This window comes from Streptomyces sp. NPDC058665, assembly GCF_042714995.1.
In the GTDB taxonomy this organism is placed as follows: domain Bacteria; phylum Actinomycetota; class Actinomycetes; order Streptomycetales; family Streptomycetaceae; genus Streptomyces.
In genome coordinates this window covers 43,731-56,764 of record NZ_JBHXRX010000026.1, presented here as the reverse complement: position 1 = coordinate 56,764, position 13,034 = coordinate 43,731, and the positions used below count along the sequence as shown (strand labels likewise).

The 13,034-nt window shown below is 70.1% G+C and carries 11 protein-coding genes; 5 read left to right on the top strand and 6 right to left on the bottom strand.

Translation table 11 applies throughout. From position 1 onward, the window contains the following. Positions 1-21: 21 nt before the first annotated feature. Positions 22-1,965, bottom strand: a complete 1,944-nt coding sequence (locus tag ACFWV8_RS18920; protein WP_384203136.1) for an SDR family oxidoreductase — start codon at positions 1,963-1,965, stop codon at positions 22-24. Next, complete coding sequence (locus ACFWV8_RS18915) at positions 1,965-2,816, bottom strand: M24 family metallopeptidase (RefSeq protein ID WP_384203133.1); 852 nt, start codon at positions 2,814-2,816, stop codon at positions 1,965-1,967. Before ACFWV8_RS18915 ends, ACFWV8_RS18920 begins: the two co-directional genes overlap by 1 nt. 264 nt (positions 2,817-3,080) lie before the next feature. On the opposite strand from ACFWV8_RS18915, the gene ACFWV8_RS18910 reads away from it, so the two are divergent. The 5 genes from ACFWV8_RS18910 (at position 3,081) to ACFWV8_RS18890 (ending at position 7,646) form a co-directional block, all read left to right on the top strand. Beyond that, complete coding sequence (locus tag ACFWV8_RS18910; protein ID WP_384203130.1) at positions 3,081-4,145, top strand: ABC transporter ATP-binding protein; 1,065 nt, start codon at positions 3,081-3,083, stop codon at positions 4,143-4,145. Further along, positions 4,135-5,016: an ABC transporter permease subunit gene (locus tag ACFWV8_RS18905; RefSeq protein WP_329385153.1), complete on the top strand. Its 882-nt coding sequence runs from the start codon at positions 4,135-4,137 to the stop codon at positions 5,014-5,016. The genes ACFWV8_RS18910 and ACFWV8_RS18905 overlap by 11 nt, the downstream gene beginning before the upstream one ends. Beyond that, on the top strand, positions 5,013-5,924 hold the full coding sequence (locus ACFWV8_RS18900; protein WP_329385155.1) for an ABC transporter ATP-binding protein: 912 nt from the start codon (positions 5,013-5,015) through the stop codon (positions 5,922-5,924). Before ACFWV8_RS18905 ends, ACFWV8_RS18900 begins: the two co-directional genes overlap by 4 nt. Positions 5,925-5,952: 28 nt before the next feature. After that, a complete protein-coding gene (locus ACFWV8_RS18895; RefSeq protein WP_384203126.1) occupies positions 5,953-6,672 on the top strand; it encodes an ABC transporter permease subunit in 720 nt (239 codons plus the stop codon). A gap of 281 nt (positions 6,673-6,953) precedes the next feature. Further along, the gene (locus ACFWV8_RS18890; protein WP_384203123.1) at positions 6,954-7,646 is read left to right on the top strand and encodes a hypothetical protein; all 693 of its coding nucleotides are present in this window, start codon (positions 6,954-6,956) and stop codon (positions 7,644-7,646) included. A gap of 350 nt (positions 7,647-7,996) precedes the next feature. Here the strand turns inward: ACFWV8_RS18890 and ACFWV8_RS18885 are convergent, their stop codons facing one another. The 4 genes from ACFWV8_RS18885 to efeB form a co-directional block, all read right to left on the bottom strand. After that, complete coding sequence (locus tag ACFWV8_RS18885) at positions 7,997-8,851, bottom strand: HAD family hydrolase (protein ID WP_384203120.1); 855 nt, start codon at positions 8,849-8,851, stop codon at positions 7,997-7,999. Continuing rightward, entirely contained in the window at positions 8,848-10,137 is a 1,290-nt protein-coding gene (gene serS / locus ACFWV8_RS18880; protein ID WP_384203117.1) for a serine--tRNA ligase, read from the bottom strand. Before serS ends, ACFWV8_RS18885 begins: the two co-directional genes overlap by 4 nt. A 561-nt stretch (positions 10,138-10,698) precedes the next feature. After that, entirely contained in the window at positions 10,699-11,634 is a 936-nt protein-coding gene (gene pheA, locus ACFWV8_RS18875) for a prephenate dehydratase (RefSeq protein WP_329385171.1), read from the bottom strand. Positions 11,635-11,723: 89 nt separating this feature from the next. Next, positions 11,724-13,031 (bottom strand): iron uptake transporter deferrochelatase/peroxidase subunit, encoded by a 1,308-nt coding sequence (efeB, locus tag ACFWV8_RS18870; protein WP_384203114.1) that lies wholly within the window; start codon positions 13,029-13,031, stop codon positions 11,724-11,726. Positions 13,032-13,034 lie beyond the last annotated feature (3 nt).

Sequence of the window (13,034 nt, the reverse complement as noted above, 5' to 3'; positions counted from 1 at the left end):
TCACGGCTTCTTCGTCCCTGTTCACAGCGGCGGCTCCAGACGGGCGATCGCGCGCAGCGTCCTGGGCGCGAAGCGGGACAGCAGCCGGGCGCCCCGGGCCTCCGGAGTGACCGGGACGACCGCCTCGTTGCGGACGACGGCCCGCAGGATCGCGTCGGCGACCTTCTCCGGCGGGTAGTTGCGCAGCCCGTACAGCCGGGCCGTCCGCTTCCGACGCCGTTTCTCCTCCTCCGGCGAGACCCCGGTGAACCGGGCGGTGGCCGTGATGCCGGTGTTCACGAAGCCGGGACAGATCACGCTGACCCCGATGTCCTGTCCGGCGAGCTCCGCGCGCAGGCATTCGCTGAGCATCAGGACCGCCGACTTGGAGGTGCTGTAGGCGGGCAGCGCACGTGACGGCTGATAGGCCGCCGCCGACGCGGTGTTGACGATGTGCCCGCCCTCGCCGCGCGCCGCCATCTGTGCGCCGAATATCCGGCAGCCGTGGATGACGCCCCAGAGATTGACGTCCAGGACCTTCTTCCAGTCCTCGCTGGTGGTGTCCAGGAACGGCCCCGAGAGCCCTATCCCCGCGTTGTTCACCAGCACGTCCACCGTGCCGTACTCGGCGGCGCACTTCTCGGCCAGCTTCTCCATCGCCTCCTCGTCGCTGACGTCGACGGTCTCGGCCCACGCCCGCGGGGCGCCGATCAGCCGGGCCATCTCGGCGGTCCTGGCGACCCCTTCGGCGTCCCGGTCGACCGCGACGACCCGGGCGCCCGCCTCGGCGAAGGCGAACGCGGTCGCCCGCCCGATGCCGCTCGCCGCCCCGGTCACCAGGACCAACTGCCCGCCGAACCGCTCTCCGTAGGGCCCGCTCGCCACCAGGTCCCGTGCCCGGCGGGCACGGCTCTCCCGGCGGGCCTTGCCCGCCGGCCCGAGCGCCGCGCCCTCCAACGCCTTCGCCATGCCCTCCGCCTCGTCCGCCTCGTCCGCCGGTTCGGGCTCGTGAACGGTGACGAAGTCCGTGATCCAGGAGGCCAGTTGATCCGGTCGCGTCCGTGGCACCCAGTGCTTGGCCGGGAGCGTACGGCGCACCAACTGCGGCACCCACCGCTCCAGATCGTCGTAGAGCCGTTCGGAGAGGAAGGCGTCCCCGGTTGGGGTGATCAGCTGGACGGGTGCGTGCGCGTGGGCGTCGGTGCGCGGTCTGCTCAGCCGCGCGTGGACGTTGTCCCGGTAGAGCCAGGCGCCGTGCGCGGCGTCGTCCGGCAACGAGGCCGTCGGATACGGGTCGGCCTGCCGCCCGCCCCCGGATTCCGCCCCGCTGCCCGGTGCCGGGGACCTCCGCCCCGATGGCACCTTCTCGAACCGCTCAAGAATCCTCGGCCACTGCCTGCCCAGCGGCCCGCGCCACGCGAGCTCGGGCAGCACCGGAGTATGCAGCAGATACACGTACCAGGACTTGGCGCCCTGGCCCAGCAGTTGGCCCAGCGCGCGCGGCGTGGGCCGGGTCATCCGCCGCTTGATCCAGTGTCCGAAGTGGTCCAGCGACGGCCCCGACATCGAGGTGAAGGAGGCGATACGGCCCGACGTGCGCCGTACGGTCACGAACTCCCAGCCCTGCACGGACCCCCAGTCGTGCCCCACCAGATGAACCGGCCGGCGCGGGCTCACCGCGTCGGCGACCGCCAGGAAGTCGTCCGTCAGCTTCTCCAGGGTGAAGCCGCCACGCAGCGGCGTCGGCGCCGTCGAGCCACCGTGCCCCCGGACGTCGTACAGCACCACATGGAACCGCTCGGCGAGCCTCCCCGCGACCTGGGACCAGACCTCCTTGCTGTCCGGATAGCCGTGCACCAGCAGGACGGTCGGGTGCGCCGGGTCACCCAGCTCGGCCACGCACAGATCGACCCCGCCCGTGCGCACCCGGCGCTCCCGCATCCCCACCGGCCCGCCCGACGGTGACGGAACAGACTGAAGCGACATCACGCACCCTTCGCCCAACGCCGCACATGCGGCAGATCGTCATCCAGCCAGAACGCGCTCTCGGCCGGGTCCCTGGAGTCGGTGACCACCAGGATCTCTTCGAACTTGGCGCCCGTACCCCGGAATCCGAGGTGCGGCTCGACCGCCCACAGCCCGGGTCTCGGCGGGTGGTCGGAGAATCCGTACGGGCTCCACAGCGGCGACCAGCCCTCCCGGTGCCCGTGCAGCGCGTCGCTCGCCAGGCCCTTGAGCGCCTGCGTACCGAAGCCGAGGACATGCGGTGACCAGCGGCGGTCCTTCACGCGGTCGATCTTGTGGGCGATCACGCCGAAGGGGTAGGCCCGGTGTCTGTTCTCGTATCCCTGGCGGACCATCAGCCGGTCCACGTCCTCGTAGATCTCCCGCAGCGAACGCCGCTCGCGCACCTCGCGCAGGATCAGCTCGCGGTGTGCCCGGAGATCGGCGAGCAGTTTGTCGTGCAGCGGATTGGTGCCGTCGGTGCCCAGACAGCCCGAGTAGCCGACATCGGCGGTGAAACCGCGGTGGACCGGTGCCATGTCGAGGATGTACGGCATGCCTTCCGCCAGCGCGCGGTTGGTGGGGAAGAACTGGAGCGGGATCCGGAACCCCGTGAAGGCCGTGCGGTCCCCGAACCAGGCGAAGGGCAGATGGAACCAGTCGCGCACCCCGCGCGCCCGCAGCCACTCACGCTGCATCCGGGCGGCCTCGCGCTCCGTGACCCCCGGCCGCAGGCGCGCGGCCACCGCTTCGGCGCACTCGTAGGCCAGCCGCTGCACGGATCTGAATCCCCGCAGCTCCGCGGCCTGTTCGGCCGTCACCGCTGAAGCCATGCCACCCCTCCGTGCCGATCGCGGGCGCGCTGCTCGACCGCCCTCGCCGCGCCCGATAGCCGTACGTGCCCGTAACTTGACACTGATGAATGTGACAATGTCCGGCGGCTGCGTCAAGGCCCCCTCCCGGCCTGTGGATAACCTCGCCGACCCGGAACCTTCGTCGTAACTTTTTACGCTGCCCTTACGGGTCCGTACGTCTCAAGGGGGACCCCGAGACAGCCGCCAGGGCTGACGTCCGCTGTGGTGTGCGCCACTACCGTCATGAACGTGACTGTGATCGCCACTGAAGGCCTGAGTAAGCGGTTCCCCCGGGTAACCGCGCTTGACCGGCTCTCCTTGGACATCGGACCGGGCGTGACCGGTCTGGTGGGTGCCAACGGAGCCGGCAAGTCCACCATGATCAAGATCCTGCTGGGTCTGTCCCCCGCCACGGAAGGCCGGGCCGCGGTGCTCGGGTTCGACGTCGCCACCGACGGCGCCGCCATCCGCGAGAGCGTCGGATACATGCCCGAGCACGACTGCCTGCCGCCCGATGTCTCGGCGACCGAACTCGTCGTCCACATGGCGCGCATGTCCGGCCTCCCGCCGACCGCCGCCCGTGAACGCACCGCGGACACGCTGCGCCACGTCGGCCTGTACGAGGAGCGGTACCGCCCCATCGGCGGCTACTCGACCGGTATGAAGCAGCGCGTCAAACTCGCGCAGGCGCTGGTCCACGACCCCAAACTCGTCCTCCTCGACGAGCCGACGAACGGCCTCGACCCCGTCGGCCGCGACGAGATGCTCAACCTGATCCGCCGCGTCTACACCGACTTCGGCATCTCCGTCCTCGTGACCTCGCACCTCCTCGGCGAGCTCGAACGCACCTGTGACCACGTCGTCGTCATCGACGGCGGCAAGCTGCTGCGCTCCAGCTCCACGAGCGACTTCACGCAGAACACCGCGACACTCGCCGTCGAGGTCACCGACACCGACACCCACCCGGACGGCACCCGCGCCCTGCGCGAGGCCCTCACCACGGCCGGGCTCTCGCTCCACGCGGGCGAGGAGGACGGGCTGCCGGGCGCCGGCCACATCCTGCTCATCGAGGCCACGGGCGAGGAGACGTACGACGTCGTACGCGACACCGTCGCCGAACTCGGGCTCGGTCTCGTACGGATGGAACAGCGCCGCCACCACATCGCCGAGGTCTTCCGCGCGAAGGACGCCGCACAGGAGGCCGCGCGGGACGTCCGGACGGCCACCGGCGACGTACAGCCCGTACCGGCGCAGCCGGGCACCGCGGAATTCGCACTTCAGAAGGGAGGCGGCAGCGATGAGCGCTGATCTCACCCAGATCCACAACATCGGCTACCGCAACTACGACGGCCCGCGGCTCGGCCGCGCCTACGCCCGCCGCTCCCTCTACTCGCAGTCCCTGCGCGGCTCCTACGGCCTCGGCCGGTCCGCCAAGTCCAAGATCCTGCCGATGATCCTGTTCGCCGTGATGTGCGTGCCGGCGGCGATCATGGTCGCGGTCGCCGTCGCCACCAAGTCGAACGACCTGCCGGTCGAGTACACGCGGTACGCGATCTTCACCCAGGCCCTCATCGCGCTCTTCCTGGCCGCCCAGGCGCCGCAGTCCGTCTCGCGTGACCTGCGCTTCAAGACGGTGCCGCTGTACTTCTCGCGGCCGATCGAGCGCTTCGACTACGTCGTCGCCAAGTACGGCGCGATGGCCTCCGCCCTCTTCGTCCTGACCGCCGCACCGCTCCTGGTCCTCTACATCGGCTCGCTGCTCGCCAAGATGGACTTCGTCGACCAGACGACGGGCTTCGGACAGGGGCTCGTCTCCGTGGCGCTTCTCTCGCTGCTCTTCGGCGGACTCGGCCTGGTACTGGCCGCCCTCACCCCGCGCCGCGGCTTCGGTGTCGCCGCCGTGATCGCCACGCTGACCATCACCTACGGCGCGGTCTCCACCGTCCAGGCCATCGCCTTCGAGACCGGCTCCTCCGGCGCCGTCCAGTGGCTCGGCCTCTTCTCACCCATCACGCTCATCGACGGCGTACAGACCGCGTTCCTCGGCGCTTCCACGTCGTTCCCCGGCTCGGACGGGCCGTCGGCCGGTGTCGGAGTCGTCTATCTACTGGTCGTTCTCGCGCTCATCCTCGGCTCGTACGCCGTCCTCATGCGCCGTTACCGGAAGGTCGGGCTGTGACCACCATCAACATCGAGCACGCGTCGCGCTGGTTCGGCAACGTGGTCGCCGTCAACGACGTGACGATGACCGTCGGCCCCGGCGTCACCGGACTGCTCGGACCCAACGGCGCGGGCAAGTCCACGCTCATCAACATGATGGCCGGCTTCCTGGCACCCTCCAACGGAAGCGTCACCCTCGACGGCGACGCGATCTGGCGCAACGAGTCCGTCTACCGCCAGGTCGGCATCGTCCCCGAACGCGAGGGGATGTACGACTTCCTCACCGGGCTCGACTTCGTCGTCGCCAACGCCGAACTGCACGGCCTCGGTAAGAAGGCGGCCCAGAAGGCGCTCGCCACCGTCGAGATGGAGTACGCGCAGGACCGCAAGATCGCGACGTACAGCAAGGGCATGCGGCAGCGCGTGAAGATGGCCTCCGCGCTCGTCCACGAACCGTCAGTACTGCTCCTCGACGAGCCCTTCAACGGCATGGACCCGCGCCAGCGCATGCAACTGATGGAGCTGCTGCGGCGCATGGGCGACTCCGGCCGCACCGTCCTGTTCTCCTCGCACATCCTTGAGGAGGTCGAGCAGCTGGCCTCGCACATCGAGGTGATCGTCGCGGGCAGGCACGCCGCGTCCGGCGACTTCCGCAAGATCCGCCGGCTGATGACCGACCGGCCGCACCGCTACCTCGTACGGTCCAGCGACGACCGCGTCCTGGCCGCCGCGCTGATCGCCGACCCCTCGACGGCCGGCATCGAGGTCGACCTCACCGAGGGCGCGCTGCGCATCCAGGCCGTCGACTTCGGGCGCTTCACCGAGCTGCTGCCGAGGGTCGCCCGTGAGCACTCCATCCGGCTGCTCACGGTCTCGCCGTCCGACGAGTCCCTCGAATCGGTCTTCTCGTACCTCGTAGCGGCCTGAGCGGCCTTGACAAGGAGCTGTGACGTCCATGTACCACCCCACAGTCGCCCGGCTCACCTACCGGGCCCTGCTCGGCCGGCGCCGGGCCGCCGTCCTCCTCATCCTGCCGGCCCTGCTGATCCTCATCGCCGTGGCCGTAAGGGCCTTCAACGGCGTGGACGACCAGGTCGCCGCGGACGTCCTGGGCGGCTTCGCCCTCGCCACGATGATCCCCCTGATCGGCGTGATCGCGGGAACGGGCGCCATCGGCCCCGAGATCGACGACGGATCGATCGTCTATCTCCTGGCGAAGCCGGTCACCCGGCCGTCGATCATCTTCACGAAGCTGATCGTCGCGATCTCCGTGACCATGGTGTTCTCCGCGGTCCCCACCTTCATCGCCGGAATGATCCTCAACGGCAACGGCCAGCAGATCGCGGTGTCGTACACCATCGCCGCGCTGGTCGCCTCGATCGCCTACAGTGCGCTGTTCCTGCTGCTCGGCACGGTCAGCAGGCACGCGGTCGTCATCGGCCTCGTCTACGCGCTGGTGTGGGAGACGCTGTTCGGCAGCCTGGTCGCGGGCGCGCGGACGCTCAGCGTTCAGCAGTGGTCCCTCGCGGTCGCCGAGAAGACCAGCGGCGAGGGCATGATCGCCTCGGACGTCGGACTGCCGGTGGCCGTCGTGCTGCTGGTGGGCGTGACGGCCGCCGCGACCTGGTACGCGGGGCGGAAGCTGCGCACGCTGACGCTCGCCGGCGAGGAGTGAGCGGGGGCTTCCCACTGCCGTAGTTAAGTGTGCGCGCCGCCGCGACCCCTCCCTTCGGGTGGGGGTTGCCGCGTAACTGTACGTTTATCGGCTCGTTGTTCCGTGTGCGTGGAGGCAACTGGAATCCGTGACGTCGAGAGTTCGTGAAACTGGGGATTGCCGGTGCCGCGTCGAAAGCCGCACCGGTCATTGAGTGAGTAGCCACCGTGAGCCGACCTCCACCCCTGAAGCCCGGGGTGAGGGCCGTCCATCATCGGTTCACGAATGGAAGGCACACACTCATGCCATCGGAAGTCACCCTGCTCGAATCGCGCACCATGCGCGTCGAGCATCTGGGGTGCGTCGAGGTGCTCGACAAGGTGAAGGCCTTGATCATGCTCCCGGACGGTATCCACAACACGACAGACGGAGTCGCGCGCTACTTCGAAGTATCCACAGGCGTCATCAGGCAGTTGACGGCGCGCCACCGAGCGGAGCTGTCCGAGAACGGGATGCAGGTGCTGCGCGGTCCTGACCTGCGTGAATATCAGAGTGACAACATGTCACTCTCATCCGGGAGCGACCGAAGTTATCCACAGAGGCGCTCGGGGCTCACGCTCTACACCCGTCGCGCCGTCCTCAACATCGCGATGCTCCTTCGCGACAGCGACATCGCCCGACGCGTCCGTACGTATCTCCTCGACGCCGAAGAAGGCTGGCGTGAGGGGTACGCGTCGCTCGACCGGCGCGTCACCGACGTGGAGTCCTGCCTCGGCGGTGTCGGCGTGGCGCTCCAGGAGCTGGGGCCGGTGCTGAACCGGATGTCGTACCGGCTCGACAGTCTGGACCGGCGGCTCGACGCCACCAACCAGGTCGTCGGGGCGATCAGCAACCGGCTCTGCCAGATGTCCGAGGACATCAACCGCGTGGATGCCCGGGTGGACGATGTGGTCCATCAGCTGAAGGATCTGCGCCGCGGCCGTAAGCGCCGCTGACCGCTCCAGCGGGCTCGCGTCCGTCCGTGGACTTTCGCGGGCGGACGCGGACAGGCGCCGGCAAGGCTGTCGACGCGAGCCGTACGCGGGTTTCCGGAGCCGGTCACGAATAACTCGGTGGCGCCGGACTACCGCCCCGGTGCACAGTGGTGGTGGCAGGTACCACTGGACCGGGAGAGGAGCGCGGCGATGACCGGCAGTACGAGTCCGTCGAGTTCCCGACAGGGCAGTCCCGACCCGGCACCGGAGTAACCACTTCCGCTCCGTGCGGCCGACGGTGACCCGCCCGAGGGGGCGGTCGCTTCGAGCGCGCGTCCGCGCGGACCGCCCCCTTCCCCGACGCCCCGCGTTCAGCCCTGCTGAAGCAGCTTCTCCAGCACCACCGCGATGCCGTCGTCGTCGTTCGACGCCGTCACCTCGTCCGCCACGGCCTTCAGCGCCTCATGCGCGTTGGCCATCGCCACACCGTGCCGCGCCCACCCGAACATCGGGATGTCGTTGGGCATGTCGCCGAACGCGATCGTGTCGGCCGCCGTCACACCGAGCCGCCGCGCGGCCAGCGAGAGCCCCGTCGCCTTGCTCAGACCCAGCGGCAGGATCTCCACGACCCCGGGACCCGCCATCACCACGGCGACCATGTTCCCGACGGTCTCCTGCGCGACCCCCGCCAACTCGTCGTCACTCAGCCGCGGATGCTGGATGTAGACCTTGTTGATCGGCGCGGTCCACATCTCGGCGGGATCGTCGAGGAAGACCGCGGGCAGCGGGCCGTCATGCACCCGGTACCCGGGTCCGATCAGTACGTCACCGTCGAGACCGTCCCGGCTCGCGGCCAGCGCCAGCGGACCGACCTCCGCCTCGATCTTCGACAGCGCGAGGACCGCCACCTGACGGTCCAGGGTCACCGATGTCAGCAGTCTGTGCTCGCCGGCGTGGTAAACCTGCGCGCCCTGGCCGCAGACCGCCAATCCGTCGTACCCGAGATCGTCGAGGATGCCCCGCGTCCACGGCACCGCCCGCCCGGTGACGATGATGTGCGCGGCGCCCGTCTCCGTGGCGGCGGCGAGCGCGGCACGCGTCCGCGCGGAGACCTCGTGGTCCTCGCGCAGCAGCGTCCCGTCGAGGTCGGTCGCGACGAGCTTGTACGGGAACGCGGAGGCGGGGGCGGAGTCGGAAGAGGACACCGGGCCGGAGGCGGCGCTCACTTGGCGATCGGCTCCAGCGTCTCGCGCCCGCCCAGATACGGACGCAGCACCTCAGGCACCCACACCGAACCGTCCGCCTGCTGGTGGTTCTCCAGCAGCGCCACGATCGTGCGCGTGACGGCGCAGAGCGTGCCGTTCAGCGTCGCGAGCGGCTTCACTTGCTGCTTGCCGTCCTGCGCCGCCCGCATCCGTACGGAGAGCCGACGCGCCTGGAAACCGTCGCAGTTGGACGCCGACGTCAGCTCGCGGTACTTGCCCTGCGTCGGGATCCACGCCTCGCAGTCGAACTTGCGCGAGGCCGAGGCACCCAGGTCGCCCGTCGCCACGTCGATCACCTGGAAGGGCAGCCCGAGGCCGCTGAGCCACTGCTTCTCCCACTCCAGCAGCCGCGCGTGCTCGGACTCGGCGTCCGCAGGGTCGACGTACGAGAACATCTCGACCTTGTCGAACTGGTGCACCCGGAAGATCCCCCGGGTGTCCTTGCCGTACGTCCCCGCCTCGCGGCGGAAGCACGGCGAGAAGCCCGCGTACCGCAGGGGCAGCTTGTCGGCGTCGATGATCTCGTCCATGTGGTACGCGGCGAGGGGCACCTCCGACGTACCGACCAGGTAGAAGTCGTCCTTCTCCAGGTGGTAGACGTTCTCCGCCGCCTGGCCGAGGAAGCCCGTGCCCTCCATCGCGCGCGGGCGCACCAGCGCGGGGGTCATCATCGGGATGAAGCCGGCCTCGGTTGCCTGCGCGATCGCCGCGTTCACTAGGGCGAGTTCGAGCAGGGCGCCGACGCCCGTCAGGTAGTAGAAGCGCGAGCCGGAGACCTTCGCGCCGCGCTCCATGTCGATGGCGCCGAGCGCCTCGCCGAGCTCCAGATGGTCCTTGGGCTCGAAGCCCTCGGCGGCGAAGTCGCGCGGCGTGCCGATCGTCTCCAGGACGACGAAGTCCTCCTCGCCGCCCACGGGCACGTCCGGGTGCACGATGTTGCCCAGCTGGAGGAGCAGCCGCCTGGCCTCCTCGTCGGCCTCGTGCTGCACTGCGTCGGCCGACTTCACGGCCGCGGCCAGCTCACGCGTACGCGCCAGCAGCTCGGCCTTCTCGTCGCCGGCGGCCTTGGACACGAGTTTGCCGAGGCTCTTCTGCTCGGAACGCAGCTCGTCGAAGCGGACGCCGGAGGCCCTGCGCCGCTCGTCGGCGGAGAGCAGGGCGTCGACGACGCCCACGTCCTCTCCACGGGCGCGCTGCGACGCGCGGACACGGTCGGGGTCGTCTCGGAGCAGGCGAAGGTCAATCACCCCACCAGGCTACCGGTGCGCGGTTCCGCCACCTCACCTCCTTTTTCAACGTGTGGCATTTTGTCCGGATTGCCGCAATTGGGGACGGTGGGGAAAGGGTGAAAAGGAGGGGGCGCTTACGTCAATAACGGGTTGCCAATTCCCCGGAAAGGGGCACCGGTCCGTCTGTCGTTGACCCATTCCCCTTGTGGCGAGCGGCACTTGGGGCGACGTTGTCCACAGAGGATGCCTGCTCGGAAAGTTATCCACAGGCTGTGTGGGGAATCTGTGGATCGCGAGAGATTTCGCGGTGAAAGCCCAACCGGGTCCAAGGGGATTCTTCTCCCGAACCCGCCTCACACGCTCATTCGGGTGGGACCTGGTCCCTCTGACGAGTTGAACAAGGGAATTGGGGTGACATGGGCCGCTCGCGTGCCCCTGTGGACGGATGGGCGGTCGCTGAGGAGATTTGTCGACCAAGTCCGCCGAACCCTGTCGACTTGTCCCCAGGGTGGACGGTCGGCCTGTGGATAACTCTGGGGACAACCGGGGGCGACCGCCGCCCCCACCGCCCCCGGCGGCTCAGATCCGGCCGTCCTGGCTCCGCGCCAGCCAGTCGGCGGCGTCCATGAACTCCGCGTCCGACGTACCCGCCCGCAGCCGCCCCACGTCCTCCGGAGCCACGCCCGCCCTCGGGTACGACCCGAGGAAGCGCACCTTCGGGCTGATCCGCTTCAGCCCCATCAGCGCCTCGCCCACGCGCCGGTCCGCGATATGACCCTCGGCGTCCACGGCGAAGCAGTAGTTACCGATGCCCGCACCCGTCGGACGCGACTGGATGAGCATCAGGTTGACCCCCCGTACGGCGAACTCCTGGAGCAGCTCCAGCAGCGCGCCCGGGTGGTCGTCCCCGAGCCAGACCACGACCGACGTCTTGTCCGCGCCGGTCGGCGCGGACGGCCGCGCGGGCCGCCCCACCAGGACGAAGCGCGTCTCCGCGTTCTCCGCGTCGTGGATCTCGGTGACCAGGGCTTCGAGCCCGTACGTCGCCGCCGCGAACTCGCCCGCGAAAGCCGCGTCGAACCGGCCCTCCTGGACCAGCCGAGCGCCGTCCGCGTTCGACGCGGCCGACTCCCACAGCGCGTTCGGCAGATTGGCCCGCAGCCAGTTGCGCACCTGCGGCTGCGCCACCGGATGACCGGTCACCGTCTTGATGTCGGACAGCGACGTCCCCGGCCTGACGAGGAGCGCGAAGGCGATGGGCAGCACCACCTCGCGGTAGATCATCAGCGGCTCGCCCGACGCGAGTTCGTCGAGGGTCGCGGTGACGCCGCCCTCCACCGAGTTCTCGATCGGTACGAGGGCTGCCGCTGCGTCCCCGTGCCGTACGGCGTCGAGGGCCGCGGGCACCGACACCATCGGGATCAGTTCCCGGGTGGCGGATTCCGGAAGGGTGCGGAGGGCGGCTTCGGTGAAGGTGCCCTCGGGGCCGAGGTACGTATAGCGCGTGGCCGACATGTGGTCACTTTAGTCCGGCCGGCGGACAGCGCAGGACCGGACCGGGGACCGGCCTCAGGACCCGCATCGGGGCCGCCTCCGCCCCCCCCTCAGGACTCCAGCAGGCGCTGCCCCACGTACTCGCCCTCGCGCGCTCCGCCCGGCACCGCGTACAGCCCGCTCGACTCGTGCCGTACGAACGCCGACAGCGCGTCCCCCCGGTCGAGCTTGCGCTGCACCGGCACGAAGCCCCTCAGCGGATCGGCCTGCCAGCAGACGAAGAGCAGGCCGGCGTCCGGGGTGCCGTCCGCGGCGATCCCGTCGTGGAAGGAGAACGGGCGGCGCAGCATCGCGGCCCCGCCGTTCTGCTCCGGCGCAGAGATCCGGGCGTGCGCGTTCTCCGGGATGACGAGCCTGCCGTCCGGGCCGGTTTTGTCGAGGTCGAGCGCGGTCGTCTCCGTACCGCCGGTGAGCGGGGCGCCGTCGGACTTGCGGCGGCCGATGACAAGCTCCTGGCGGTCGGTCGGCAGGGCCTCCCAGTCGTCGAGCAGCATGCGGATCCGGCGTACGACGGCGTACGAGCCGCCCGCCATCCAGTCGGGTGTCCCGGCCGGCGGCTTCGCGGGGACGAAGATCCGCCGGTCGAAGTCGGGCTCCGTCGGCTTGGGGTTGTTCGTGCCGTCGACCTGGCCCATCAGATTGCGGGCCGTCATCGGGCGGGCGGTGGCGCCGGGCGAACGGTTGAAGCCGTTCATCTGCCACCGCACCTTCGCCGCGTCGCCCGCCTCCTTGAGAAGGGCACGCAGCGCGTGGAAGGCGACGAGCCCGTCGTCCGAACCGATCTGAACCCACAGATCGCCCTCGCTGCGGCGGGCGTCGAGGTGATCCGAGGAGAAGGCCGGCAGCGGGTCCAGCGCGGAAGGGCGCCGCGCGGCCAGCTTCGTACGGTCGAAGAAGGTCCGGCCGAAGCCGAAGGTGACCGTCAGCGCGGAGGGCCCCGCGTCCAGCGCGACCCCGGTGTCGCGTTCGCCGGCCGGTTCGCCCGCCATGAGCCGCCGCGCGGTCTCCGACCAGCGGCGCAGCAGCGCGGCGGCCTCCTTGCGCCCGGCGCCCGGTGCGAGGTCGAGGGCGACCAGATGGCCGCGGGCCTGCAACGGGGTGGTGATACCGGCCTGATGGGCGCCGTGGAAGGCGACGGCGGCCGAGCCGACCGTGGCGAGCGCGGTCGGCTCGTCGGGGCGCGTGGCGGCGTACGTGGCGCTCCCGCCGGCCGCTCCGGCGACGAGGCCCGCGGCGCCGGCCGCACCGGCCGTACCGATCAGCCGCCGCCGGGAGATCGCGCGGGTGGAATCAGCTCCGGCGCCGGCGGTGTCGCCGCCGGCATCGGTGCCGCTGGTCGTTGTACGGGTGTCGCTCACGGG

Bases quoted from the DNA above. Each gene is read 5' to 3' on its own strand.
- ACFWV8_RS18920 (WP_384203136.1), bottom strand. From the start codon at position 1,965: ATGTCGCTTCAGTCTGTTCCGTCACCGTCGGGCGGGCCGGTGGGGATG.
- ACFWV8_RS18915 (WP_384203133.1), bottom strand. From the start codon at position 2,816: ATGGCTTCAGCGGTGACGGCCGAACAGGCCGCGGAGCTGCGGGGATTC.
- ACFWV8_RS18910 (WP_384203130.1), top strand. From the start codon at position 3,081: ATGAACGTGACTGTGATCGCCACTGAAGGCCTGAGTAAGCGGTTCCCC.
- ACFWV8_RS18905 (WP_329385153.1), top strand. From the start codon at position 4,135: ATGAGCGCTGATCTCACCCAGATCCACAACATCGGCTACCGCAACTAC.
- ACFWV8_RS18895 (WP_384203126.1), top strand. From the start codon at position 5,953: ATGTACCACCCCACAGTCGCCCGGCTCACCTACCGGGCCCTGCTCGGC.
- ACFWV8_RS18890 (WP_384203123.1), top strand. From the start codon at position 6,954: ATGCCATCGGAAGTCACCCTGCTCGAATCGCGCACCATGCGCGTCGAG.
- pheA (WP_329385171.1), bottom strand. From the start codon at position 11,634: ATGTCGGCCACGCGCTATACGTACCTCGGCCCCGAGGGCACCTTCACC.